Raw genomic sequence first — 23,534 nt, 5'->3', positions numbered from 1 at the left:
AGGCGCCAAACACATTCAGATGACAGACTGGGTTAAATCGCGTCGATTTAGCCCCTCTTCCCGCAGAGGAAGAAACACAACACCACAATCACAGTCGGAAGGCTCACGGAAAACACATTAAACCAATATGTCGCAGAAAATGTGAGCCATATGACAACTGATTGCAGGGCGAATTATGTTTATTCACTGGTCGACCCGCAACCGACAAATTATAATGCGCCCCATTAGAAAAACTCATCGTCGGCTGGTGTCATGTCTCGTCGTTTACCCCCGCTCAATGCCCTCAAGGCGTTTGAAGCAGCGGCCCGTCACTTAAGCTTTACCCGCGCAGCAGAAGAGTTGTTTGTGACTCAGGCTGCCATCAGTCACCAGATCAAGGCGCTGGAGGAGTATCTTGGCATCAAGCTGTTCCGCCGCAAGAATCGCTCCTTGTTGCTGACCGAGGAGGGGCAGGGCTATTTTCTCGATATCAAGGATATCTTTGCCTCCATTTCGGAAGCGACCGACAAGCTGCTGGCGCGCAGTGCCAAAGGGGCGCTCACCGTCAGCCTGCAGCCGAGCTTTGCCATCCAGTGGCTGGTGCCCAGGCTGGTCAAATTCAGCGAGCGTCACCCCGATATCGACGTGCGGATCAAGGCCGTCGACATGGACGAGGGATCGCTCACCGATGACGTGGACGTGGCCATCTACTATGGCCGTGGCAACTGGCCCGGATTGCGTTGTGACAAACTGCATACCGAATACCTGATCCCCGTCTGCTCTCCCTTGCTGCTGACCGGCCCCAAACCGCTGCGCACGCCGGACGATTTGACCCGGCATACCCTGTTGCACGACACCTCGCGACGGGACTGGAAGGCCTGGTTCCGCCAGCTCGACATCGATGCCCCCAACGTCAATCAGGGGCCCATCTTCAGCCACTCCACCATGGTGATCCAGGCGGCCATTCATGGACAGGGGGTGGCCCTTGGCCACAGCGTGCTGGCCCAGCCCGAGATCGAGGCTGGCCGCCTCATCTGCCCGTTCGAGCAGGTGCTGGTGAGCAAGAATGCCTTCTACCTGGTGTGCCAGGAGCAACAGTCCGATCAGGGCAAGATAGTCGCCTTCCGCGACTGGATGCTGGAGCTGGTGGAACAGGAAGAGGCCCGTCGCCGGGCAAGGCTTGCCGATGCATGAGGTGATCCGGGAGGGGGCGAGTGACGCCCCCGTTCGTATTTTGCTGGCCCACGGAGCCGGCGCCGGCATGGAACACGCCTTTCTCGCCGAGCTCTCCCGTCTGCTGGCCGGGCCCGATATCGAGGTGGTGCGCTTCAACTTCCCCTACATGATCAAACGGGCCCGGGATGGCAAGCGTCGTCCGCCCGATCGTCAGCCGGCGCTGCTCGAGCACTGGCGTCAGATGGTGCGGGAGTTTGCCCACCCCAGACTGTTTCTGGCAGGCAAGTCCATGGGCGGGCGGATGGCGGCCGAGATTGTGGGCGAGATGAATGCTGCAGGATTGCTCATTCTCGGGTATCCTTTCCACCCCCCGGCCAAGCCCGAGTGCTGGCGGGGCGAGGTGCTCAAGCAGATCACCACGCCGACCCTGCTGCTGCAGGGGGAGCGTGACACCTTTGGCAGCCGTGCCGAACTGGTCGATTTCCCCTTCTCCTCCGCCGTATCGGTCCATTGGCTGACCGATGGCGATCATGGCTTCAAGCCGCGCAAGGCGAGTGGCGTGAGTGAACAGGAAAATCTGCAGCAGGCAGCGAACGAGATAAGGCGCTTTGTCACCAACCCCCCGGTACAGGGTTGAGGACGGCGAGCGAGAACACAAGGAGAGTTGGGATGCAGACCCATCGACATTGGCTGGTACTGGCCGGCTGCTTTGGCCTGACGGCCACCATGCTGGGCGCCTATGGTGCCCACGGCCTGGCGGCGACCGGCATTACGCCCGAGCGCCTGGCGGCCTTCAATACCGCCGTGCAATATCAGTTTTTTCACGCATTGGCCCTGCTGGTGCTGGGTTGGTGCGGTGTGCGCAGCAAGTTGATCACCTTTGCTGGCACCGCCTTTGTGCTGGGGATCCTGGGATTCTCCGGCAGTATTTATGCCATGGTGCTGCTTGGCAGCAAGGGGTTGGGGCTTATTACCCCGGCCGGTGGCCTCTGTTTTATGTTGGGATGGGCGGCCCTGATCTGGGCTGGCTGTCGTCTTGGAGGAAAAAATGAATAATCTGCTGCTGTATTGCCGCCCCGGTTTTGAGAAAGAGGCGGCGGCAGAGATCACCGAACGAGCCACTAACATGCAGTGTTATGGCTTTGCCCGGGTCAAGGACGACAGTGGCTACATCATCTTCGAATGCTACGGTGAGGAAGAGGCCGACCTGCTGGCGCGCAAGCTGCCATTTCGCGAGCTCATCTTTATCCGCCAGATGCTGGTGGTGACCTGCGAGCTCAAAGATCTGGATCTGTCCGATCGCATCACCCCCATCCTGGAGGCGACCCGTGACTACGCCATCTGCGGCGATCTGCGGGTGGAAACCGCCGATACCAACGAGGCGAAAGAGCTGTCGGCCTTCTGCCGCAAGTTCACCGTGCCGTTGCGCCAGGCGCTGCGCAGCAACGAGATCCTGACCAAGAAGGAGACGCCGAACCGCCCCGTATTCCACGCCTTCTTCCTGGCCAATGATCACGTGATGTTGGGTTACTCCTACTCCTTCAACAACTCCGCATTCCACATGGGGATCCCGCGCCTGCGCTTCCCGGCCGATGCGCCAAGCCGCTCCAGCCTCAAGCTGGAAGAGGCATTCTATGTGTTCGTGCCGCGGGAAGAGTGGGACGTGCGTCTGTGCTCCGGCATGAAGGGAGTGGATCTGGGTGCCTGTCCGGGTGGCTGGACCTATCAGCTGGTGCGTCGCGGCATGATGGTGACCGCGGTGGACAACGGCATGATGGCCCAATCCCTGATGGATACCGGCCAGGTCAAGCACGTGCGCGATGATGGCTTTGTCTGGCGGCCCAGCAAGAAGAACATCTACTGGCTGGTGTGCGACATGGTGGATAAGCCGGCGCGGGTCACCCACATGATCGCCGACTGGTTTCGCGAGGGTGACTGTCAGGAAGCCATGTTCAATCTCAAACTGCCGATGAAGAAGCGCTACGCCGAGGCGGTGCACAACATCGAGGTGCTGCGTGAACTGCTGGCCGAGATCGACAGCGGCTTCATCATTCAGGCCAAGCAGCTCTATCACGATCGCGAAGAGATCACGGTACACGTCTACAACAAGTACTGGGTCTCCAAGCTCGAACCCAAGGCGTGATAGAGACGGAATATCAGCCGTAACATACGGAAATAATGCCAGGACCGGCGGGGTTGCCCGTCGGTCTTTTTTTATCTGCAAAAATGCGACAGGTTCAGAAGCGGTAGTCGACGCGCAGGGAGGATTCGTCGTCGGTCACTTTCAGCTCGATCTGCAGCGGAATGGTCTTGTCGACCGGATTGAACTGCATCTTGACGCCATCCCCTCTTAGCTTGATGGCGGTGTGCATGCCACCGGCCTGGAATTTGACCCTGGGTTTGTAGCGCTCGAACGACAGGCTGACACTCTTTTCCGGTGTCAGGTTGAGCTGCGGGTAGGAGGTGACTCTCTGGTTGCCATAGTTGTCAGTGGCGACATCGATCCCGAACGAGAGGGGTTTGGGGGCCTTGAGCAGGTCATTGGTATCCAGGCTGGAGCGCCACACCTCGGTGGCGGTCCGCTTCTCCTGCTGCGGCAATCTGGCGGTCTGGGTCGGCAACGTTTGCTCGAAGGCAGAGACTGAGCCCCATATCAGCAGGTAACCCGGAACCAGAAAGCGCCCATACCCGTTCATGAAAAACTCTCCCCGTTCTTCTTCTCTATTGAACATAGTTGCTCTCAAGAAGAGGGGAAAGTTGTCTGGAGCATAAAAAAGGGAGCCGAGACTCCCTTTTAAAATCAATGAATTAGCTTACAGTCGATCGATAATGGCCTGGGTGAATTCACTGGTGGAGGCGCTGCCCCCCAGATCCCGGGTAACCCTGTCGCCGGATTCGATGGTGGCGCGAACCGCCTCGCGAATACGCTCTGCTTTATCCTGCATGCCGAGGTATTCCAGCATCTGGATGGAGGCGAGGATCACCGAGGTGGGGTTGGCGATATTCTTGCCTGCGATATCCGGGGCCGAACCGTGCACCGCTTCGAAGATGGCGGCGCCATCACCGATGTTGGCACCAGGTGCCATGCCTAGGCCCCCGACCAGACCTGCGCACAGATCCGACAGGATGTCGCCGAACAGGTTGGTGGTGACCATCACATCGAAACGCTCCGGGTACATCACCAGATTCATGCAGGCGGCATCGACGATCATCTCCTCGCTCTGGATGTCCGGATAACGTGCCGCAACCTCGCGAGCCACTTCCAGGAACAACCCTGAGGTGGATTTGAGGATATTGGCCTTGTGGATGATGGTGACCTTCTTGCGCCCTTCCTGGCGGGCCAGTTCGAAGGCGAACTTGACGATGCGCTCGGCTCCGTCACGGGTCACTATGCTCATCGCCTCGGCGCTCTGGTTGTCGTCGCTACGCTTCTGGCCTGCGCCCGAGTACATCCCCTCGGTATTTTCACGGACCGTGATGATATCGATGTTGTCGTAACGGCTCTTGGTGCCCTTGAAGGAGATGACGGGGCGGACGTTGGCGTAGAGGTTGAACTTCTTGCGCAGGGAGACGTTGATGGAGGTAAACCCGCCGCCGACCGGGGTGGTGAGCGGTCCTTTCAGACTGACCTTGTTCTTCTCGATGAGATCCAGGGTCGCCTGGGGCAGCAGTTCGCCATGTTTTTCGAGGGCGGTCAGGCCTGCATCGGCGTAGTCGTATTCGAAGTCACAGCCGGCGTGGTTCAGGATCTGGATAGCCGATTCGATGATGCTGGGGCCAATGCCGTCGCCGGGGATCACGGTAATTTTTGTTTTGGACATGAGAGGGTTCCACTTCCAGGGAGTAGGGGAGGATGGGGCTGTTTTATATCATTTACTCAGCAAACCAACCAGATTCCTTTACATTTTACTCAATTTCCTCAACGAGGTGGGTGAGTCGTGTCATGGTTCGCGCCCTCGACCGGCAATTTGTGTGCACCAGTCACTCGGGTTGTGGCGGATAGCGGATATCCCGCAGGTTGAATCCCAGTGGAATATCCTGTTGCAGTCGGACCAGCCGCTGGGCCAGCAGAGCCTCCTCCTGATGCTGCTGTAGCTTGCGCAGGGCCTTGGGGGCCTCTTCCTGTTGGCAAGCCGTCAGCAGGGTAGCCAGATCGCCATATTGTTGCAGCAGCTGGGTCGCTGTCTTGGGGCCTATGCCGGGGACTCCCTTGATGTTGGAGCCGCTCACCCCGGTCAGCGCCCAGAAATCCACCAGTTGGGTCGGCGCCACCCCGTAGTGCTGCTGGACGAAGGCGGCATCGAGCCAGCGCTTGTTGAAGTAGTCGCGGATCCGGATCTGCGGGCAGATGAGCTGGCAAAACCCCTTGTCGGTGGAGATGATGGTGGCCTGATGGCCGCGCCTGGCAATGCCGCAAGCCAGGGTTGCAACCAGATCGTCCGCCTCGTCGGTCTCGGACAGCAGGGCGTCCACACCGCACTCCCAGAATGCATCCTGCAGCTCTCCCAGCCCTTCACGCAGTTCGGTCGGCATGGGCGTGCGCCCCTCCTTGTAGGCCGGGTAGACCTCCTTGCGCCAGCTGTGAACCTCGCCATCGAACACGGCGATGACATGGGTGGGTTCGCTGGCGGCCAGCAGCTTGCGGCAGGTATTGACGAGGTTGGCGCGAGTGGCGACGAGGGCCTGGGCGGGAGTCAGGGCCTGCTGGGCTTGCACCGCATGCAGACGGCGGATGAGATTGAGGGCGTCGATGATGAGCAGGTGTGGCCTGAGATTTGACATGGGGCACTCTTGGCAGTCGGGGCGCCACATTGTAACAACTGACGGAAGTCATGGCAGCCCTTCCATAGTCCGCACAGCAAGCAGAGGATAAAAACGGGGGCCGATGCGCCCCCGTTTGTCATCTTGAGCTGCCTATGAGCAGGCTTGCTTGGCCGTCAGCGCACTATCTCGTAACAGGGCACATACTGGCTGCCAGGCAGCTTCATCCGCTGCTGTTTGACGAAGCTCTCCAGCAGCTTGTCCATCAGGTGCATCAGCTCCTTGTCGCCATGGATCTTGAAGGGGCCCTTCTTCTCGATGGCGCGAATACCCCCTTCCTTGACGTTGCCTGCGACGATACCAGAGAAGGCGCGCCTCAGATTGGCTGCCAGCAGCTGGGGGGGCTGGTTGCGATGCAGATCCAGGCCCCCCATGCTGGCGTGATCCGGCTCGAACGGCAGCTGGAACTCGGGCTCAATCCGCAAGGACCAGTTGAAGGAGTAGGCATCCCCGACTGATTTGCGGTATTCGCGAATTTTCGGCATCGCCTCCTTCATCACCCGGGCCACCTCGGGCGCATCGCCGACGATGATCCGGTAGAGCTTGGTGGCTGGTTCTCCCAGGGTGGCCTTGATGAAGTCATCGATGGCGCGGAAGTAGTCGGCACTCTCCTTTGGACCGGTCAGCACGATAGGCATGGGCTGGCGCTCGTTGGCCGGGTGCATCATGATGCCGAGCAGGTAGAGCAGTTCCTCCGCCGTGCCGACGCCGCCAGGGAAGATGATGATGCCGTGACCGAGGCGCACGAAGGCCTCCAGGCGCTTCTCGATGTCCGGCAGGATCACCAGCTCGTTGACGATGGGATTGGGCGGCTCGGCGGCGATGATAGAGGGTTCAGTCAGGCCGATATAGCGGCCGCTGCGCACCCGCTGTTTGGCGTGGCCGACGGCGGCGCCCTTCATCGGACCCTCCATGGCACCCGGGCCACAGCCGGTGCAGATATTGAGTTCACGTAGCCCCAGCTCGTTGCCCACGGCCCGGGTGTACTGGTACTCGATCTCGTTGATGGAGTGACCACCCCAGCAGACGATCAGGTTGGGATCGGCGCCGGGCTGGATCACCTTGGCGTTGCGCAGGATGGCGAACACCACGTTGGATATATGGGTGGAGTTGGTCAGGTTGACCTGGCGGTTGGACTCCAGCTGGTTGGAGACATAGAGGATGTCGCGCAGTACGGAGAAGAGGTGTTCCTGAATGCCGCGGATGATCTCGCCATCGACGAAGGCGTGCTCGGGGGCGTTGAACAGCTCCAGTTTGACCCCGCGCTCGCGCCGGATCACATGAATATCGAAGGATTTGAAACGCTCCAGTATCTCCTTGGAGCTGTCGGTATGGCTGCCCGAGTTGAGTACCGCCAGTGAGCAGTTGCGAAACAGCTGATAAATATCGCTGGAGGCGGTCTGTTTGAGGCGATCCACCTCGAGCTGTGACAGCAGGTCCATGCTGCCAACGGGATTGATGTGCGTAATCATAAATTCCCCTTTCACTCGCTTGTTATCGTTGTGTTTTCCCTGGGGAGAAAAGGGGGATGCTTGTGCATCCCCTGAGTTCGATAGTAGTGGCAAGGCAGGGGGAAGGGGAATAGGGATGAGTTGCGTTTGCCGTTTTTTTAGCCGCCTCAGGCAAGTGTCACTTGATCCCGGCCATTGTTCTTGGAGTGATAGAGCGCCTTGTCTGCCCGCTCGAACACGTCCGAGGGGTTGTCACCATCCTGGAACAGGGTGGCACCGATGGAGATGGTGATCTCCACCTTGGCATCACGAAACCGGAACGGGATGCTCTTGATGGTCTGGCGCAGGGCCTCCAGCGGCTTCTGGAACTTGTCCGGATTGATGTTGGGAAGCAGCACCACGAACTCCTCACCGCCAAAACGGGCGATGAAATCGGTATCGCGCAGGGTGCTCTGCAGGGCCTTGGCGACCACCTTCAACGCCTTGTCGCCGGCCATGTGGCCGTAGTTGTCATTGATGTGCTTGAAGTGATCGATGTCGATGATCGCCATGCACAGCGGGGTGCGGTAGCGCAGCCAGCGCTTGTACTCCTGCTCCAGCCGCTCGTCGAGGGCTGCCCGGTTGTGAACCTGGGTCAGGCTGTCGAGGAACAGCTTGTGCTTCTGGATGGTGAGCCGCTTCTTGTATTCGGCGGTCTCCTCCTTCATCAGCCGCAGCTTGGACTCCATGGTGGAGAGGCGGGTGAGCAGGTGACGCTCACGGGCAGCGGTGTTTTCCCGCTCCTGCAGCAGTAGATTGATGGCCCCCATATGGCCGGAGATGGCCTCTTTGAGAGCCTCCAGAGTCTGGTGGCTGGCCAGGGAGTGATCGATGGCCTGCAATTCGCTGACCAGCGCCTCCCGGGTCTCTTTGGTCTCGTTTTGCAGGGCGCGCCCTTCATCCAGCGATTCGGTAAAGCCGACGTGAACCGCAGACAGGCTCTCGTTGAGGGTGCTCAAAAATGCCCGGGAGGCTTTGCGCTCCTCACGGGTGCCCTCGATGATAAGCTCGATCACCTGCATGCAGGTCTCGGCCAGCAGGTGAGGGGCTATGCCAAGCAGCAGTTGGCGGCGGATATCTCCCAGGCTCTCGCCGATGGCGCCGGCAAAATCGAGTTCCGTGATGAGGCGCTGCAGCTCGTCAGCGATACGGGCATGATCCTTGAAATCGAAAGAGTCATGTGGTGCCTGATGATGATCTTCGCTCTCTGACGCCTGGGGAGCAGGTTTGACTAGCAGTGGCTGGCTTGGCAGCAACTGGATTTTGATCGCTTGCTGATAGAATTCGAGCAGCTTGATCACCTTCTTCTGGTGGTCGGCGATACCGTAACCAGCCGGGCTTGCCAGAAACTCCTTGAGGGATTTGCGGGTCTCTTCCGGGAAGCCCTTGATGGTTTTGAGCTGCTTGGAACCGAGTTCGATGGCCGCCTGGGTCAGGTTCATCGACTCTTCCAGGGCATTGCTGTGCTGTTGCAGCAGTTTTTCGATGGCGAGCAGGTCGGCATCCAGCGAGGTGTAGGATGGATTGCCGTCGAGTTTTTGCTTCAGGCGGGCAAACCGGTTGTCGAGTTCCCGATCGAAACCACGGCAGGAGAGCATCAGTTTGTTGATGAACTGGATGCTGCGGATGCGTTCCGCATCGGAGAAAGAGAGAAGACCGTCAAGCTCCAGCTGTTTCTGCTGGAGGGACTCCCTGAGTCTGGCCAATTGTCCTGTTACGGCAGCGATGTCGTTCATTATCAGGTCGCCCTGTTGTCATTCTTGTTTTTTATGTTGGATAGCAACCGTGGTCGAACCTCGCTTCGAGCCTCGTCTGTTATCTATGTTTTTATTGGTCAACTGGTTCTTGCGTCCTTGCAAGTCGGGGCCAATTAACCCATTGCTTTTCATGAGAAGAATTGACTTTTACCAATCCCTTGTCAATCGCCATCAAGCCGCATTGCCACACATCCCCATTAAAAAATGCCGCCTGCTGGCAATCGATGGCAGCCAGCTCCAGCCAGGCACTTTCCTGGCATTTTTCACTGAGCTGAATGGCTCCCGACAGGGCGAGATAGCAGAGATCGAACAGCCCGTTGTGATCCAGTGCGGTGGCCGCCTTTGGCAGGAAGGGGTGACTCACTATCCCGAGGCTTATCTGGCGATCCAGCGGATATTCGCAAGGGAAGGCGGCGATGGACGCCAGCAGGTCGCCAGCCAGCTGATGCAGATTGGCGACGTGGCGCTGGGGCACCACATAGAGGATATGGCCCTCCCGCAGATCATAGATGCGGCCATCCTGGGGGGTCAGGGTGTCGACATAGGTGCCAAAGGCCTGCTCTATTTCGCGACTGGCCTGATAGCCGTGATGCTCCAGGGCGTTGACCAGGAAAGGGACCCGGAACAGCAGGTAGTGCAGCTTGTCGTCAAATTCGCTGGTGGGCTCTTCACTCAGGAACCAGCGTTCCGATTTCAGCTGGCGTTTGGCCATCTCCCGCGGCCAGCGATTCATCAGGCGCTGCCAGTTGGCGAGGCCGGAGCGTGGCTCGATCTGCAGGGCCTCACCGGTACGCTTGACCTGCAGGCGGGCGGTACGCAGCTTGAGCCAGAGGGTGAAGAAGAGGTAGATGAAGAGCGCCAGCAGCAGGCTGGTGGTGATGCTCGACCAGAGGTAGCGCTCCTGCTGGTGCTGGCTGTTGCTCAAGCGCTGCTCCAGCTCCTTGATTTGCTGAGCCCGTTCAACCTGAACATAGTTGTCACGAATGGCCGCCTGCTCCAGGGCCAGCTCCTGCTGGCGCACCTCTTCGCCCAGGCGATGGAACTGCTTGTAGCTGTCGAGGGCCTGGCGCAGATAACCCTTTTGTTCATATGCGAGGGAGAGCAGGCGAAACACCTCGTACTGGCGGCGAGTGTCACCAATCTGGCTGGAGAGGGTTCTGGCATTTTCCAGCTGCAAGATGGCGATGGCGGCTTCCTGCTTCTTCAGATAGAGCTCCCCCAGCAACAGCAGGGTGTCGATCAGCGGCTCCTTGGCATCGTTCAGCTCATGGGACTGACGTGCCGCGTTGAGGTAGTTGCCGGCCAGCGAAAGATTGCCGCTGTACAGGTAGGTCTTGCCGATCTCGTACTTCAGCAGGGAGGCCTGTGCCCGGTTGGTGCCTTCATCCAGCAGATCCAGCGCATTGAAGAAGTAGACCAGCGCCATGTTGAGATCATTTTGATCGCGGTTGAGGCGGGCCAGCACGATGAGGGAGTCACACAGCAGCGAACGGTTGCCGATGGAGTGAAAATAGTTGGCCGCCTCATTGGCATATTGCAGCGCCTTCTGGGGCTCCTGCTCCTCCTGATAGAGCTTGACGATCTGGTTCGACAAGAGACCGAGGAAGAGGGGGGCGTTGAGGTTCCTGGCGCGCTGCTGGGCATCGATATATTCACCGAGCGCCAGCTGGGGTTGTTGCAGAGCGCGATAGAGATCACCACTGATGGCGCTGACCCAGGCGCTGGCGAGCGGATTGGTGGACTTGGCCGCCCAGGTCCTTGCCTCGGCCAGATGGGCCTTGGCCCCTTCAAATTGCCGCTGCTCGATATCGTAACTGGTACGCAGCAGGCGGCTGTATACCTGCAACTGGCTCTGCTTGAGAATAGGGGCTGCCAGCTGGCCGTCCAGCTGTTCCAGCAGGGGTTGCCGATTACCCTGCTGCTCCGGCATGCGCTCCAGGCTGCGCAGTTTGAGATAGAGCGCATGGGCTTTGAGTTCGGGTTGCTGCTCTTTTTCCGCCAGCGCGATGGCCGTGTCGAGCGCCTGCTGGGTGGCCTGATACTGACCGAGCTGCAGCAGGCACTTCCCCTTGAGCAAATTGGCACTGATATTCTGCGTCATGTTGCTGTAGCTCAGGAGCGGTTCGCGATAGCCGAACTCCTGGCGATTGCTGATGATCTGCTGGGGATTGTTGGCCGCACGCGTCAGGAAGGCGGAGGTGATCTGGACGCATCTGGCCGGATCGGTCAACACCAGGGACTGAGCCTGTTGCAGGTCGACGGAGAGCTGCTCCCTGTCCAGATCCAGATTCGGAGCGGACACGGAGGTCATCATCATGGCCAGAAAAAACAGTTGATTCATTGGATTAAGGACGGCGCAGAGGTGAGGGCATGTTATCCAAGGCCCCCCCTCTGAGTCCAGTGTTTACTGGCGGCAGTGATGCGGATCCGGGGGCTGGAGAGGGGATTTATCCTCGCCTCTACTGTCTTGAGGCGGGCAAGGGGAGGGCGGGTTACCCTCCTCCTTGCCTCTTCGAGCCGGGGTTACTGACGGATCAGGCGCAGGTTGGCGGGGACAGCCTCGAAATCGGAGCGGAACGGATTGATATCCAGCCCGCCGCGGCGAGTATAGCGGGCATAGACGGTCAGCTGCTGCGGTTGGCAGTAGTGCTGCAGGTCGATGAAGATCCGCTCGATGCACTGCTCGTGGAACTCGTTGTGCTGGCGAAACGAGATGAGGTAGCGCAGCAGCTTCTCCCGATCGACCCTGGGCCCCTTGTAGCGGATCACCACCGAGCCCCAGTCCGGTTGGCTGGTCACCAGGCAGTTGGATTTGAGCAGGTGGCTGTGCAGCGTCTCTTCCACCACCTCTGAGCCTGCGGCCCCCTGCAGCAGGGTCGCGTCAAACTCGTAACCATCGATCTCGATATCCTGATCGTCGATGCACTCCCCGGGCAGGGTGGCAATCTGGTGCGGCGCCCGGTCGAGGGGGAACAGGGTGACCTGGACGGCTTCTCCCGCACAGGCGCTGAGATCCTTGACCAGCATGGCCTGCACTGCCTCTATGGAGTCGCAGCGGGTCTGGTTGAAGGAGTTCAGATAGAGCTTGAAAGACTTGGATTCAATCAGGTTAGCGCTGGTGGCCGGTATGGTCACCTCGCCCACCGCGACCATCGGCTTGCCCTTGGCATTGAGCCAGGAGAGCTCGTAAAGGGTCCAGACATCGCAACCGGTAAATGGCAGTTCGGCACCCAGTTGCAGGTCGTCCCGGTTCAGGCTGCGCGGAACCGGCTGCAACAGGGAGGGAGTGTACTGGCTGATGTAGTCAGACTGCTGGCCCAGGGTGAGGCCCTTGAGGGAGCTGGCCCCCGCGTATCTCTCTTGTTTGCTCACGTGTTTGCTCATGAAGTGTGGTGATCCCAGGGAAAGGCATACTTGATGGCCCAATAGGGGCCCGGTTCAGGCGGCCTTGTCTGTCGCCATGTTTGATGGTGCAATAGCGGACTTTGCCAGCAATTGTGGGGATTTTCGATGTCGGATCAAGTTTTGTCTGCCCTGGCGCATTTTTTGGCCCGCTGGCAACGGGATGGCGAGGCTCGACGAGGTCTGCCCCTGTGCGACTGGGAGTCGGGCTGGCGCTCTCCGTGCCAGTTGCAGGAGCCGGTCGATGGTCGCATTCCCTGGCGACCTTATCAGCGCACCGAACCTGCCGATTTCAGCGCCCTCGCCGAGGCGCTGGAGCTGACGCTGCACCCTGATGCGCTGGCGCTGTTTGGTCACTGGTTCAGTCGCCCCATCCCCTGCCTTTTCAAGGGGCTGCGCCTTGAGCTGATCCTGCCCTGGAACGAGGCGGATCTCGATCTGCTGAAAGAGAACCTTATCGGCCATCTGCTGATGCTACGCAAGCTCAAGCGGACCCCTTCCATCTTTATCGCGACAACCCGCAACGAGATGACCCTGATTTCGCTCGATAACGAGAGCGGTCAGGTGTGGCTGGAGTGGCTCGATTCCGGTCGCCGGCTGGTGCTGGCGCCCTCTCTGGCAGTATTTCTTGCGCGGCTGGAGACCCTGCCGCAATAAAGTTGTCGAAGAGTTGTGAATATAAAAGAAGGGCCTTGCCACGGAGCAAGGCCCTTCTCTTTATCTATCCCAGGCCGGACTATCTGAGCCCGACTCTTAATCCTTGAAATCCCAGGAGAGGTTGGAGACCAGTCGGCAGTGGTCACATTTGAAGTCGAAGATCTCGTGCAGCGGCTCGGCCAGCGCCCACTCGCCGCCACAGCCGGGGCAGGGGCGGGCTTTTTCCTCGGCGGCGTTCAGGCCGCCAACCCGGTAGAGGTAGTAGTAGGTGGGAATGCCGGTCAGGGCCTCCAGCCGTTTGCCGAGATCGCTGCCCCGGCGATGGAGGCGACTGCCGACTTCGCCAATCTCGTGCAGCGCCGCATGTTCGGCGATGGAGCCGTTCATCTGCAGCTGATCGCACGCCTCCCAGTCCTCCTGCCACTTGATGATCTGCTTGTGATCCCCGTTGGCGATGGCGGGCAGGCGGTAGAGCGGGATGGGGGCAAAGTGATCGCCGCAGCGCAGTGGCGAGCAGGTGTGCAAAAAGCTGGTGTAGAGCAGCATCCAGCTGGGGCGGGGGCAGGGATCCGTGCTGTCGGAGAGCAGATCGGCCCCCTGCAGATGGAGCTTGGGTGCGAGCAGTCCCGCCTGGTGCAACCCCTGCTCCGCCAGCTTGACCTGTTCGCTCTGGTTGTCCGGGTGCAGGCTGTCCTGCTCGGGACATACGACCCGGCTGACGAAATAGCCCTCGTGCATGCTGGTGGGGAACTCGCGCCCGAGGATCTGGCCCTGATAGCGCAGCATGTCGAGATAGTTGACGATGGCACGCTCGGCTTCGCCCAGCGAGGTGTCGCGGTAGCATTCAAAACAGAGTTCGACGATATACATGACTCAGTTCTGCCCCTGGCGGATCAACAGTTCGGTCAGTCGATCCAGTTTTTGTTCGAGTCGGTTCAGCTGTTCGCCCAGCTGTTGCAGCGTCGGCTCGCCCACAGGTTGCGGCGTTTCTTCTGGCTGACTGGTGGCCAGTTGTGGCTCGGCAGGCTGTTGTTTCCACTGGCTCAACACTTTGAGCAACTCGGCCATGGGGACGGGCTGGCTCAGGCGAGCCTTGATCATGGCGGTGGTGGGGGTCAGGCCCCGGGCGGCCAGTTCATTGGCGATACGGATGATCTCGTGGGCGGACATTAGCGTGCTCTGGAGGGATGGGAGATTGATGGGGGATCTTAACCAAACCCCAATGGTGAGGAAAGAGGTTGCCTAGCGGGGCTGGCGCAGCATCACATCCAGCTGATCGATCGCCTCGCACCAGTCCGAGTCGTGCCACAGGGCATCACGTAGAAAGCTGGCCTGGGAGCGGTTCCAGAAACTGGCTTCCGGCAGCAGGGTTTCATTGTCGAGGTGATGCTCATGCACGAAGCGGTGCAGGCTCAGCTCGTCGTTGGCCATGCCCAACTGGGCAAACAGGGCCGGCAGGTCGTGGACAAGGGGTTCCATCTCGTCTCTCCCGTTGCTTGACCTTGAGATTATAGCCAGCCAGTTCCCCCTGTTGCAGCCATGCCCCGGTTCAAAGTGAGGGCATGCGGTGTGGCGGCAGTTCGACGCCGACCACGTGCAATCCCTGCATCTTGAGAGTGCCCTGATAATGGCTTTCGCCGTCGCTGGAGAACTCGAACTGGTAGTGGGTCAGCAGACGCAGTGGTTGGCGGGCCAGCTCGCGCTTGCCACGGGCCAATGACAGGAGCTGCAAGTCGTGGTGCTGACAGTAGCGACGCATATATTGCCAGGCCAGCTCGGCCTGTCGCCGCTGCTGCCAGAAGAGTCCGCCGATGGCCATCAGCAGCAGGATTCCGAGCATCTCTCCCATGGAGGGGCTTCCTTGTTGTCCGTGTGATGACGGGAATCCCCATGCCGGGCTTCCCGTCTCCTTTTCGTTGTCCGTGCGCGAACGCGGGATCAGGCCGAGGCGAACAGACGGCCGATGGCCTTGCCCAGTGCCTCGCTGCGCTCTGGGTCGCGCAGCCTGGCAAGCATATCATTGCGCAGGGCCGGCAAGGTGACCAGTTCGGCAAAAACCTGATTGAAGAACTGGGTCGGTTGCAGGGCCAGCTGCTCCAGATAGTGGCTGAGCAGATCGGCATTTTTCAGATCGGGCCAGAGCCGGCCGGCGATGGCAAGCAGCAGTGCCGGACTGGGTTGGGTTTGCAGCAGGGTCAGCAGCTTGTTAGTGCGCAGAGTATTACCGTTGCAGGAGGCCAGCGCCCGGCACAGATAGGCGAGGGTCTCGGGATTGGGGGCTGCGCACTCCTGCTCCCGGCCGATGCGCTCCAGCAGGGCACCTTGCACTGCCGGTGGCAGGGGGGCGCTCTCCAGACTCTGGCAGAGGGCATAGAGGGGCTCCAGCGGCAGGGTCGGCAAAGCCTTGCACACCAGTGCCAGGTTGCGCTCATCGTGCAGCCGCTCCGCCAGATCGGCGAAGCCCTGTACCCCCAGGGTTTGCCAGCCATCGGCACCGGGCGCCGCCAGATAATGGCGCAGGGCATCGTAATAGGCGGACGGTGCCTGTTCCAGTTGATAGGCCAGCTTGGCATGCAGACTGGCCATCTTGGCCTCGGCCGGGCGGAAGGTATAGGGATTGTCGGCCAGCCGTTGGGCCTTCTCCTCGTCCAGCTCGCCAGTCAGCTTGTAGCCTAGGGTTTCCACTACCTGGTCCATGAAGTGTTTGGGGCCGCTTGAGATGAGCAGGCCGCGTTCATCGAGGGCAAACTTGAGGAACCAGAGGTAGTGACGGGATTCGGCAGGCTGGAAGAAGTGGACGCCGAGCCAGGCATGCTGCTGCAGGGGCCAGGGGTAGGGCTCCTGCTGCTGTTCGATGCGAACAAAGAGATCGCTTGGCAGCGGGCGCACCTGGCGGCCCATGTCAAACAGCTGGAACTGGGTTCCTGCCTGGGTCAGAAATTCGGTCAGGGTATTGATGCTTGAAGCGGTGGCAGACATGGTGTAATCCGGCTTTGGGTGATGCGGGCCGATTATAAGGCCCTCGCCGAGGATCGCCAGTGGTTGCCACGGTTCGCCATGGCAGCCGTGCGGGGCGAGGTGTATAGTATCGCCCTTTTTTGACGGCGGCAGGCCCGGTCCGGCCGCCAGGCGATCGCGTCATGTTCGCCGCCCAAGGATCAACCCGTGGTGAAGAGGAAGAGAGCGAGATGAATCAATATTTGCTAGTAGCTGGCCTGTTGGGGGAACTCACCGCCGAGTTGCAACGCCTCGAACGCTGGCAAGCCGAACACCCTGGCGAGGAGGCGCTGGCGAGCACCCTGCCTTTTTGTGTCGATACCCTGAGCTTCGATCAATGGCTGCAGTTCGTGCTGATCCCGCGCATGGAGCAGCTGGTGCTGCTGCAGGCCCCATTGCCGAGCAACGTCTCCATCTATCCCATGGCCAGCGAAGTCTATAAAGAGGAGCTCGCCGAGGTGGCAGATCTGCTGCGCCTCATCGCCCGTTTCGATCTGCTGCTTTCCGGCAAAGTGGTGGAAAAATGAGCCTGACCCTGCTTTATCAGGATGACTGGCTGGTGGCGGTCAACAAGCCCTCCGGCCTGCTGGTGCACCGCAGCTGGCTGGACAAGGCTGAAACCCGCTTTGCCATGCAGATGACCCGGGATCTGATCGGGGGCCGCCATGTCTACCCGGTTCATCGCCTCGATCGTCCCACCTCAGGGGTGCTGCTGTTTGCGCTGGATCCAGCCGTGGCCCGCATCCTGACCGAGGCGTTTGCCAATCGCCAAGTGCAAAAGGAGTACCTGGCGCTGGTGCGCGGCTGGGCGCCCGAGCAGGGAGTGATCGACTATCCCCTCAAGGAGCAGCTGGACAAGATAGCTGACGCCATGAGTGACCCGGATCGTCCGGCCCAGGAGGCCGTCACCACCTTCCGGCGTCTGCACAGCGTCGAGCTGCCTTATGCCGTCTCCAAGAAACACCCGACCAGCCGTTACAGCCTGGTCAAACTGTTCCCGAAGACAGGTCGCAAACACCAGCTGCGCCGCCACCTGGATCATCTGTTCCACCCCATTGTCGGTGATACCACCCACGGTGATGGTCGCCATAACCGCTTCTTTCGCGAGCAGTATGGCTGTGAGCGCCTGCTGCTGGTGGCGCGCACTCTGAGCTTTGAGCATCCGGTGTTGAAGGTGCCGATGCGCATCCAGGCCCCCCTCGGTCAGGACGTGCTGCAGCTGTTTGCCGAACTGGGTTGGCCCGCCAGCGAGAGCGATTACTGAGCCTCATTCGGTGGCATCCCCGGTCTGCTTGCTGATAGAGTCGGTGATTATACCGACAACAAGTGCGTGCAGGAGGCAGGTAGTGGCGCAGATCGATATTGTGGTGGGAACCGTCTATGGTGCGGCCATGCTGGTGGCCGAGACGCTGGCGGACGAGCTTGAACGCAAGGGGCACCAGTGTGCCCTGCATGAAGAGGCTCGGCTGGAGGACATAGACCCCGGCCGTTTTTTGTTGCTGGTGAGTGCCACCACGGGGCAGGGGGATATTCCGCCCAATTTGCAACCTTTTGCCAGCGATCTGGCCGATCGGGCGCCCTGGCTCAAGGGGTTGCGCTATGCCCTGATCGCCATGGGTGACAGTAGCTACGAGCATTTCTGCGGGGCCGGCCGTCGTCTTGACGAGCAGCTGCAAGAGTTGGGGGCGAGCGCTGTGATCCCCCGCCTTGAACTGGATGCCACCTTTCATGATGAACCCGAACAGGTGGCACTTTCCTGGCTCAAGGAGTGGACGTTTCAGCCCTGAATTGCTTGTTAAATAGCGCCATAAAAATCCCCTGTCGGTTTGCCACAGGGGATTTTTATTTTCACTATCCGCCAACCCAATTGGTATCCATATTTCTCCCCTGTAAGGTATCTATTTCAAGATGCTAAAAAGTTATCCCGCTCATTTAGTGCCCAGAGGCCGCGACATAACGAGGAAATAAAAGTTCAATCATGAAAGCGATTTCAGTCATGTTTTTAAAAAAGGATGCGCAAATATTCACTTTTGCTTAGAAGCAAATTAATTGCTGGTACCGATTTCAAGTGCAATGTTATTTCCATTTTATGTGTTTTGGCGGTGTTTTGTTGCTCAATTTGCTCTTTTTTTACTTCTGTTTGGCGCTGTGAACGTTTGCCGAGCGATTTGTCGCCATTTTGTGAGTCTGCTCATATTTGTCGCGATATGCGCTCCCTATAATCGACCTCGGTTATCACCTGCAGGATTGCTTGGTGATATGAAGTTGAATATTCAGGATCACACTCCTCACAGCGGGAAATAAGGAATATGACAATGAAAATGAAGTGGCTCCCGATTGCAGCAGCTGTTACTGCCGCCCTGGCTTCCCAAGCCGCCTTTGCCGTAGATTTCCACGGTTATATGCGTTCCGGTGTTGGTACTTCCGATAATGGCAGCCTCCAGACTTACTCCAAGCAGAAAGTCGGTCGTCTGGGTAACGAAGCCGAGACCTACGGCGAAGTACAGCTGGGTCAAGAGGCTTACAACAAGGATGGCAAGACCTTCTATGTAGACTCCATGTTTGCCATGGTCTCTGGTCAGCAAGGCCGTGACTGGGAAAGCACCAGCGGCAGCGATGCCGACTTCGCCCTGCGTCAGTTCAACGTGCAAGCCAAAGGTGTGCTGGGCTTTGCGCCGGAAGCCACCTTGTGGGCTGGTAAGCGTTACTACCAGCGTCACGATATTCATATCTCCGACTTCTATTACTGGGATGTATCCGGCGCGGGCGCCGGTGTAGAAAACATCCAGGCCGGTCCCGGCAAGCTCTCCTTCGCCTGGCTGCGCAACGACCCGTGGGATGACTACGATGAGTTCGTTGGTGGTGTCGGCGTAGACAAGCGCGTCGATACTGACGTGCTGGATGTGCGTTATGCCGGTATTCCGCTGTGGACCGACGCGTCCCTGGAGCTGGGTTATGACTTCGCTCGCGCTAACCTGACCGATGAGCAGAAAGCGGCACTGGGCAGCAAGGACTACGAGAAAAATGGCCACATGCTGACCGCCGAGCTGACTCAGTCCATGCTGGGTGGCTTCAACAAGACTGTGGTTCAGTACTTTGCTGACGGTTATGCATCCCAGGCCGTCGATTATGGTAGTGGTTCTGGCAACGGCCTGAGCCAGGCAGCCTCCAAAGGCGATGGCTGGCGTTTCATCAACTGGGGTGTGCTGCCTATCGGTGACAAAGTCGAATTCGGTCACCAGATTGTTTACGGCATGGCCAGTGACATTGATAACAACAGCGCTGACAAGGACACCTTCTCCGTCGTCGTTCGCCCGATGTACAAGTGGAACGACACCATGAAGACCATCGCCGAACTCGGTTATCACCACGATAGCTACGAGCCGAACAGTGGTACTGATTCCAGCACCATCGGCAAGAAGTACACCCTGGCACAGGCTTGGTCCGCTGGTTCCGGCTTCTGGGCCCGTCCGGAAATCCGTGTTTATGCCTCCTATCTGGATGCTGATGGACAGTTCCGTCCGGACTCCAACGGCGTGAAACAGGATGATTCCTGGAACTTCGGTGTTCAAGCTGAAGCCTGGTGGTAAGCTGTTTGATGTCATGAATGCAAGTGCCCCCGCATGACGGGGGCGCTTTTTTTACAACACTGTCCGTAGGGTTACGCAATGAGATATTCCGGGTTAGCCTTGACTGTATTTTGCTCAGCTGTCTTGGGGGGGTGTGCTTCGTTGGAAACAACCGTAGCCCCGACGCAAGAATTCAAATCCATTTTGGGAAATCGTGATACCGCGATGACCCAGCTGGCGTCGGTGAGCAGCTGCTGCCGTGATGTCTCCAGCCTGCCTTTTCAGGAGCTTCAGCCTGGGGCGACCAAGTTGGTCCCGATTGACAGCAGCTCCCCGGCTTACAACTTCAACGAAGGAAAAAGCTATTTTGCTGCCTTCCGCCTGCCTGTGAACTCAGGCAATTTGCGCATTACGGTGGATGGCTTGATCGACAAGTCCCTGTTTAATCCCACCGTAATGATGCTTGACTCCAAATTCAATGTGACCCGCAAGCTTGGCAGTGACGTATTCAAGTACGAGCCCGCCCGCATGCTGGAAGGCGATCGCATGGAGGCCGTGTTTACGGTGGATCGTTCCTATGTGGGTAACCCCAATAACGAGAGCTACATGGTGATCTATACGGATTCCGCCACGCTTGACAAGACAACGACCATCCTGAGCCCGTCCAAATTAATGACCAAGTCGCTGGGGGTTGTTGATTACGGTGAGAAAGATCCCGTTATTCCCCACTCTCCCTGGGGCGTGGTCAGCGTGTCGATGGAAGATCTGAGCGGGGTAAAAACAGATAGCAACTATTACAAGCCTGTCTATCAGGACGTGATCGATGCCAATACACCTGTGGTCAACCCGGAACCCAACAAGCTGGTTGTTCCGCTGGCAACCGGAGTGGGGAGCAAACCCGTGGCTCCCATGTTGGCCGAGACCGAAGCCTTCTATCAATCCCAGATCGAGAAAGCGGTTAATGCCGGTGATATCGACAAGGCGATGCAGCTGGTCAGCGAAGCTGAGCGTGCCGGTTCCAGCAAGGCCAAGGCGGTGTTCGTCGATGCGGTGAAGCGTTCCCAAAAGTAGGGATTAACCCGACTTTTTGACTGAGCAATATATTTTTAAGGCCTCCCTTGTTGGAGGCCTTTTTAATCGGTAGACTGTAATAATAAAAAGGAGTTGGTTACATAGTGTTACATAGTGTTACATTGTGTTTCCTGTGGATATATTTGGAATTATTAAAATACAAAGCGAAACTGTAATTTATCTATTTGTGTAATAGACTTATCATGCGGTAATTTATCTTGCGAAAATAAGATTTTATTGCAGCCAAACAAGTTGTGATCTCCCCTCCAAATTCAATATTCCTCTCTCTTCGAAAGCAGCAATTTATTACCCGGTGGGTTATATTTTGATGGTCAAAATAATCAAACCCGATCCGACGATATTTGGATGAACTGCTGTTATTTCATTCAAACAACTCGTTCAGGGAAGACAATCCATTCAGGAGCGCACACAATGTTGAAAAATGCTTTCTCTAATCTGCAAAAGGTTGGTAAGGCGCTGATGCTGCCCGTATCAGTCTTGCCCGTTGCAGGTATTCTGCTGGGGGTGGGTGCTGCCCACTTCAGCTGGCTGCCGGAAATCGTCTCCCAATTGATGGAGCAGGCAGGTGGTTCCGTGTTCGGCCAGATGGCCCTGCTGTTTGCAGTCGGTGTGGCACTTGGCTTCACCAATAACGACGGCGTATCCGGCCTGTCAGCCATCGTTGGCTACGGCATCATGGTCGCCACCCTGAAAGTCATGGCGCCGGTCATGGGCGTTGAAAGCATCGATACCGGTGTACTGGGTGGTATCCTGGCTGGTGGTATCGCCGCCTGGGCCTTCAACCGCTTCTATAAGATCCAGCTGCCAGAGTATCTGGGCTTCTTCGCCGGCAAGCGTGCCGTGCCCATCATTACCGGTTTCCTGTCTATCGGTCTGGGCGTGATCCTGTCCGTGATTTGGCCGCCGGTCGGTGGTGCCATCGGTGCCTTCTCTGACTGGGCTGCTAACCAGAACCCGGTACTGGCTTTCGGTATCTATGGCGTGGTTGAACGTTCCCTGATCCCGTTCGGTCTACACCACATCTGGAACGTACCGTTCTTCTACCAGGCTGGTACCTGCGTCAACGGTGCCGGTGAAACCGTACACGGCATCATGACCTGCTTCCTGACTGCTGATGATGCCTCCCGCGCTGCCGGTAATGGCTTCGGCCAGCTGGCCGGTGGCTACCTGTTCAAGATGTTCGGTCTGCCTGCTGCCGCGTTTGCCATCGCTCACGCTGCCAAACCGGAAAACCGTGCCAAGGTCGTTGGTATCATGGCCTCCGCTGCCCTGACCTCCTTCCTGACCGGTATCACCGAGCCGATCGAGTTCTCCTTCCTGTTCGTTGCGCCGGTACTGTATGCCATCCACGCCGTCCTGGCTGGTCTGGCTTACGTGCTGACCAACATGCTGGGCGTGGTTCACGGTCACACCTTCTCCAACGGCTTCATCGACTTCGTTGTACAGTCCCCGCGTGCCAGCAACATGCTGCTGCTGGTGGGTCTGGGTCTGGTCTATGCCGCGATTTACTATGTGGTATTCAGCTTCGTGATCCGTGCCATGAATCTGAAAACTCCGGGTCGTGAAGACGAGACTGCCGAGGAATCCGTGGGGCAAGGTAAAGACGAAATGTCCGCCGCTCTGGTTGCCGCCTTCGGTGGTAAAGAGAACATCGCCTCCCTGGATGCCTGCATCACCCGCCTGCGTGTCGGCGTGAAAGATGTGGCCAAGGTTGACCAGGCTGGTCTGAAGAAACTGGGCGCCGCCGGTGTGGTTGTGGCTGGTTCTGGCGTACAGGCCATCTTCGGTACCAAGTCCGACAACCTGAAAACCGACATGGATATCTGGATGAAGAGCAACTAATCCGGTTGTTTGAATCCTGGAGTTCCGAAAAGGGAGGCACAAGCCTCCCTTTTTCCGTTTTGTAGCTGGGGTGTAGAGGGTTGCCGTGCCAGATAAGCGGAAATGAGGTGATTCACCGTTTTTTCTGTTTGGAGAGCAGGTGTTTGCCTCGAGAGTGGAGACAGTGATGTGGATTCTGCGTGTAGGGCAATAAAAAGAGCGCCATCAGGGCGCTCTTTGGGGAAGAGGAGGATTACAGCTTTTCGAGGTCCCGCTCGATTTCGCTGATCTTGTTTTGCACCACTTTTTCCAGGTGGCGCAGGTCGCGCAGGATCTTCTGCTTGATATCCGGATCGGCTTGAACGTGCACGCCCTGAGTCAGGTTGTCCAGCTCGTCCACCACATACTTGAGATTGGCGTTGATCTCGGTGACATCCTTGTACTCATGGGTACCCGAGTCGACCAGCATGGTCTTGCGCTGGCGGGGGTATTTGAATTTCACGCTCTTGGCGAAGAACTCGCCTTTCTGTTTCTTGAAGTAGATCTTGAGGATGTCGTGGTTGGCCTCCTGGCGCAGGGTGTAGCTGTCGACGGAGGCGGGATCCTGGATCCCCAGGCTCTTCAGATTCTCGTACATCAGGCTTCCTTGGTTTGAAACGATCCTGTGTCATCTATCTTAACCGAGCGGGTGTGGCTTGCCTGTGACAGGGGCGCCAAAATCCAAATGGGGTTCAAAAGGCCCTTTCTGCCTTCTCCGAACATCATGCGAGATG

24 protein-coding genes are annotated in these 23,534 nt (G+C 58.3%); 11 read left to right on the top strand and 13 right to left on the bottom strand.

The window, feature by feature from the left end; translation table 11 throughout:
• The first annotated feature begins 252 nt into the window (after positions 1-252).
• Genes LA321_RS01570 through rlmM form a run of 4 tightly spaced genes read left to right on the top strand, consistent with a single transcriptional unit; the run spans position 253 to position 3,298 of the window.
• Positions 253-1,173 carry a transcriptional regulator GcvA gene (locus LA321_RS01570; protein WP_042027993.1) on the top strand — a complete coding sequence of 307 codons (921 nt, stop codon included), beginning with the start codon at positions 253-255 and terminating at the stop codon, positions 1,171-1,173.
• The gene (locus LA321_RS01565; RefSeq protein WP_042073189.1) at positions 1,166-1,792 is read left to right on the top strand and encodes an alpha/beta fold hydrolase; all 627 of its coding nucleotides are present in this window, start codon (positions 1,166-1,168) and stop codon (positions 1,790-1,792) included. Before LA321_RS01570 ends, LA321_RS01565 begins: the two co-directional genes overlap by 8 nt.
• Before the next feature lie 32 nt (positions 1,793-1,824).
• Positions 1,825-2,211 (top strand): DUF423 domain-containing protein, encoded by a 387-nt coding sequence (locus LA321_RS01560; RefSeq protein ID WP_042027989.1) that lies wholly within the window; start codon positions 1,825-1,827, stop codon positions 2,209-2,211.
• Positions 2,204-3,298 carry a 23S rRNA (cytidine(2498)-2'-O)-methyltransferase RlmM gene (rlmM, locus tag LA321_RS01555; RefSeq protein ID WP_042073188.1) on the top strand — a complete coding sequence of 365 codons (1,095 nt, stop codon included), beginning with the start codon at positions 2,204-2,206 and terminating at the stop codon, positions 3,296-3,298. The genes LA321_RS01560 and rlmM overlap by 8 nt, the downstream gene beginning before the upstream one ends.
• 94 nt (positions 3,299-3,392) lie before the next feature.
• Here rlmM and LA321_RS01550 read toward each other — a convergent pair whose 3' ends face one another.
• The 7 genes from LA321_RS01550 to queF all read right to left on the bottom strand — a co-directional run bounded on the left by LA321_RS01550 (position 3,393) and on the right by queF (position 12,607).
• Complete coding sequence (locus tag LA321_RS01550) at positions 3,393-3,851, bottom strand: hypothetical protein (RefSeq protein ID WP_042028214.1); 459 nt, start codon at positions 3,849-3,851, stop codon at positions 3,393-3,395.
• A gap of 117 nt (positions 3,852-3,968) precedes the next feature.
• Positions 3,969-4,976: an isocitrate dehydrogenase gene (locus LA321_RS01545; RefSeq protein WP_042073186.1), complete on the bottom strand. Its 1,008-nt coding sequence runs from the start codon at positions 4,974-4,976 to the stop codon at positions 3,969-3,971.
• A 160-nt stretch (positions 4,977-5,136) separates the two neighbouring features.
• A complete protein-coding gene (xni, locus tag LA321_RS01540) occupies positions 5,137-5,937 on the bottom strand; it encodes a flap endonuclease Xni (RefSeq protein ID WP_042073185.1) in 801 nt (266 codons plus the stop codon).
• Positions 5,938-6,092: 155 nt separating this feature from the next.
• A complete protein-coding gene (gene ppnN, locus LA321_RS01535; RefSeq protein ID WP_042073183.1) occupies positions 6,093-7,448 on the bottom strand; it encodes a nucleotide 5'-monophosphate nucleosidase PpnN in 1,356 nt (451 codons plus the stop codon).
• 146 nt (positions 7,449-7,594) lie between these two features.
• On the bottom strand, positions 7,595-9,202 hold the full coding sequence (locus tag LA321_RS01530) for a GGDEF domain-containing protein (protein ID WP_042073182.1): 1,608 nt from the start codon (positions 9,200-9,202) through the stop codon (positions 7,595-7,597).
• A 91-nt stretch (positions 9,203-9,293) separates the two neighbouring features.
• Positions 9,294-11,564 (bottom strand): hypothetical protein, encoded by a 2,271-nt coding sequence (locus tag LA321_RS01525; protein ID WP_042073181.1) that lies wholly within the window; start codon positions 11,562-11,564, stop codon positions 9,294-9,296.
• A gap of 182 nt (positions 11,565-11,746) precedes the next feature.
• Positions 11,747-12,607 (bottom strand): NADPH-dependent 7-cyano-7-deazaguanine reductase QueF, encoded by an 861-nt coding sequence (gene queF, locus LA321_RS01520; protein ID WP_042073179.1) that lies wholly within the window; start codon positions 12,605-12,607, stop codon positions 11,747-11,749.
• Between the two features lie 126 nt (positions 12,608-12,733).
• Between queF and syd the strand changes: the two genes are divergently transcribed.
• Positions 12,734-13,282 (top strand): SecY-interacting protein, encoded by a 549-nt coding sequence (syd, locus tag LA321_RS01515; RefSeq protein WP_042073178.1) that lies wholly within the window; start codon positions 12,734-12,736, stop codon positions 13,280-13,282.
• A 96-nt stretch (positions 13,283-13,378) separates the two neighbouring features.
• On the opposite strand, the gene LA321_RS01510 is transcribed toward syd, so the two are convergent.
• The 5 genes from LA321_RS01510 to LA321_RS01490 all read right to left on the bottom strand — a co-directional run bounded on the left by LA321_RS01510 (position 13,379) and on the right by LA321_RS01490 (position 16,261).
• Complete coding sequence (locus LA321_RS01510; protein ID WP_042073176.1) at positions 13,379-14,152, bottom strand: Zn-ribbon-containing protein; 774 nt, start codon at positions 14,150-14,152, stop codon at positions 13,379-13,381.
• 3 nt (positions 14,153-14,155) lie between these two features.
• Complete coding sequence (locus LA321_RS01505) at positions 14,156-14,452, bottom strand: hypothetical protein (protein ID WP_042073175.1); 297 nt, start codon at positions 14,450-14,452, stop codon at positions 14,156-14,158.
• A gap of 72 nt (positions 14,453-14,524) precedes the next feature.
• Positions 14,525-14,761 carry a DUF2789 domain-containing protein gene (locus LA321_RS01500; RefSeq protein ID WP_026458264.1) on the bottom strand — a complete coding sequence of 79 codons (237 nt, stop codon included), beginning with the start codon at positions 14,759-14,761 and terminating at the stop codon, positions 14,525-14,527.
• Positions 14,762-14,831: 70 nt separating this feature from the next.
• The gene (locus LA321_RS01495) at positions 14,832-15,131 is read right to left on the bottom strand and encodes a DUF3301 domain-containing protein (RefSeq protein ID WP_026458265.1); all 300 of its coding nucleotides are present in this window, start codon (positions 15,129-15,131) and stop codon (positions 14,832-14,834) included.
• Positions 15,132-15,220: 89 nt separating this feature from the next.
• Entirely contained in the window at positions 15,221-16,261 is a 1,041-nt protein-coding gene (locus LA321_RS01490) for a DUF3549 family protein (protein ID WP_042073174.1), read from the bottom strand.
• Positions 16,262-16,470: 209 nt separating this feature from the next.
• On the opposite strand from LA321_RS01490, the gene LA321_RS01485 reads away from it, so the two are divergent.
• The 6 genes from LA321_RS01485 (at position 16,471) to ptsG (ending at position 22,782) form a co-directional block, all read left to right on the top strand.
• The gene (locus tag LA321_RS01485; protein WP_026457550.1) at positions 16,471-16,806 is read left to right on the top strand and encodes a YqcC family protein; all 336 of its coding nucleotides are present in this window, start codon (positions 16,471-16,473) and stop codon (positions 16,804-16,806) included.
• Positions 16,803-17,543 (top strand): tRNA pseudouridine(65) synthase TruC, encoded by a 741-nt coding sequence (gene truC, locus LA321_RS01480; protein WP_042073173.1) that lies wholly within the window; start codon positions 16,803-16,805, stop codon positions 17,541-17,543. Before LA321_RS01485 ends, truC begins: the two co-directional genes overlap by 4 nt.
• Before the next feature lie 82 nt (positions 17,544-17,625).
• Positions 17,626-18,066, top strand: a complete 441-nt coding sequence (locus LA321_RS01475; RefSeq protein WP_042073171.1) for a flavodoxin — start codon at positions 17,626-17,628, stop codon at positions 18,064-18,066.
• 528 nt (positions 18,067-18,594) lie between these two features.
• Entirely contained in the window at positions 18,595-19,869 is a 1,275-nt protein-coding gene (locus tag LA321_RS01470; protein WP_042073170.1) for a maltoporin, read from the top strand.
• 141 nt (positions 19,870-20,010) lie between these two features.
• Positions 20,011-20,919 (top strand): MalM family protein, encoded by a 909-nt coding sequence (locus LA321_RS01465; protein WP_224212238.1) that lies wholly within the window; start codon positions 20,011-20,013, stop codon positions 20,917-20,919.
• A 432-nt stretch (positions 20,920-21,351) separates the two neighbouring features.
• Positions 21,352-22,782: a PTS glucose transporter subunit IIBC gene (gene ptsG, locus LA321_RS01460; RefSeq protein WP_042027964.1), complete on the top strand. Its 1,431-nt coding sequence runs from the start codon at positions 21,352-21,354 to the stop codon at positions 22,780-22,782.
• Between the two features lie 232 nt (positions 22,783-23,014).
• Here the strand turns inward: ptsG and LA321_RS01455 are convergent, their stop codons facing one another.
• On the bottom strand, positions 23,015-23,398 hold the full coding sequence (locus LA321_RS01455) for a DUF3461 family protein (RefSeq protein ID WP_005303475.1): 384 nt from the start codon (positions 23,396-23,398) through the stop codon (positions 23,015-23,017).
• Positions 23,399-23,534 lie beyond the last annotated feature (136 nt).

This window comes from Aeromonas enteropelogenes (assembly GCF_020097295.1).
GTDB lineage: Bacteria > Pseudomonadota > Gammaproteobacteria > Enterobacterales > Aeromonadaceae > Aeromonas > Aeromonas enteropelogenes.
The sequence above is the reverse complement of the archived record's forward strand: the minus strand, read 5'-3'. Positions and strand labels throughout refer to the sequence as shown.

Excerpts from the sequence above, each read along its gene's own strand:
- LA321_RS01570 (WP_042027993.1), top strand. The coding sequence starts at position 253 with ATGTCTCGTCGTTTACCCCCGCTCAATGCCCTCAAGGCGTTTGAAGCA.
- LA321_RS01565 (WP_042073189.1), top strand. The coding sequence starts at position 1,166 with ATGCATGAGGTGATCCGGGAGGGGGCGAGTGACGCCCCCGTTCGTATT.
- LA321_RS01560 (WP_042027989.1), top strand. The coding sequence starts at position 1,825 with ATGCAGACCCATCGACATTGGCTGGTACTGGCCGGCTGCTTTGGCCTG.
- rlmM (WP_042073188.1), top strand. The coding sequence starts at position 2,204 with ATGAATAATCTGCTGCTGTATTGCCGCCCCGGTTTTGAGAAAGAGGCG.
- LA321_RS01550 (WP_042028214.1), bottom strand. The coding sequence starts at position 3,851 with ATGAACGGGTATGGGCGCTTTCTGGTTCCGGGTTACCTGCTGATATGG.
- LA321_RS01545 (WP_042073186.1), bottom strand. The coding sequence starts at position 4,976 with ATGTCCAAAACAAAAATTACCGTGATCCCCGGCGACGGCATTGGCCCC.
- xni (WP_042073185.1), bottom strand. The coding sequence starts at position 5,937 with ATGTCAAATCTCAGGCCACACCTGCTCATCATCGACGCCCTCAATCTC.
- ppnN (WP_042073183.1), bottom strand. The coding sequence starts at position 7,448 with ATGATTACGCACATCAATCCCGTTGGCAGCATGGACCTGCTGTCACAG.
- LA321_RS01530 (WP_042073182.1), bottom strand. The coding sequence starts at position 9,202 with ATGAACGACATCGCTGCCGTAACAGGACAATTGGCCAGACTCAGGGAG.
- LA321_RS01525 (WP_042073181.1), bottom strand. The coding sequence starts at position 11,564 with ATGAATCAACTGTTTTTTCTGGCCATGATGATGACCTCCGTGTCCGCT.
- queF (WP_042073179.1), bottom strand. The coding sequence starts at position 12,607 with ATGAGCAAACACGTGAGCAAACAAGAGAGATACGCGGGGGCCAGCTCC.
- syd (WP_042073178.1), top strand. The coding sequence starts at position 12,734 with ATGTCGGATCAAGTTTTGTCTGCCCTGGCGCATTTTTTGGCCCGCTGG.
- LA321_RS01510 (WP_042073176.1), bottom strand. The coding sequence starts at position 14,152 with ATGTATATCGTCGAACTCTGTTTTGAATGCTACCGCGACACCTCGCTG.
- LA321_RS01505 (WP_042073175.1), bottom strand. The coding sequence starts at position 14,452 with ATGTCCGCCCACGAGATCATCCGTATCGCCAATGAACTGGCCGCCCGG.
- LA321_RS01500 (WP_026458264.1), bottom strand. The coding sequence starts at position 14,761 with ATGGAACCCCTTGTCCACGACCTGCCGGCCCTGTTTGCCCAGTTGGGC.
- LA321_RS01495 (WP_026458265.1), bottom strand. The coding sequence starts at position 15,131 with ATGGGAGAGATGCTCGGAATCCTGCTGCTGATGGCCATCGGCGGACTC.
- LA321_RS01490 (WP_042073174.1), bottom strand. The coding sequence starts at position 16,261 with ATGTCTGCCACCGCTTCAAGCATCAATACCCTGACCGAATTTCTGACC.
- LA321_RS01485 (WP_026457550.1), top strand. The coding sequence starts at position 16,471 with ATGAATCAATATTTGCTAGTAGCTGGCCTGTTGGGGGAACTCACCGCC.
- truC (WP_042073173.1), top strand. The coding sequence starts at position 16,803 with ATGAGCCTGACCCTGCTTTATCAGGATGACTGGCTGGTGGCGGTCAAC.
- LA321_RS01470 (WP_042073170.1), top strand. The coding sequence starts at position 18,595 with ATGAAAATGAAGTGGCTCCCGATTGCAGCAGCTGTTACTGCCGCCCTG.
- ptsG (WP_042027964.1), top strand. The coding sequence starts at position 21,352 with ATGTTGAAAAATGCTTTCTCTAATCTGCAAAAGGTTGGTAAGGCGCTG.
- LA321_RS01455 (WP_005303475.1), bottom strand. The coding sequence starts at position 23,398 with ATGTACGAGAATCTGAAGAGCCTGGGGATCCAGGATCCCGCCTCCGTC.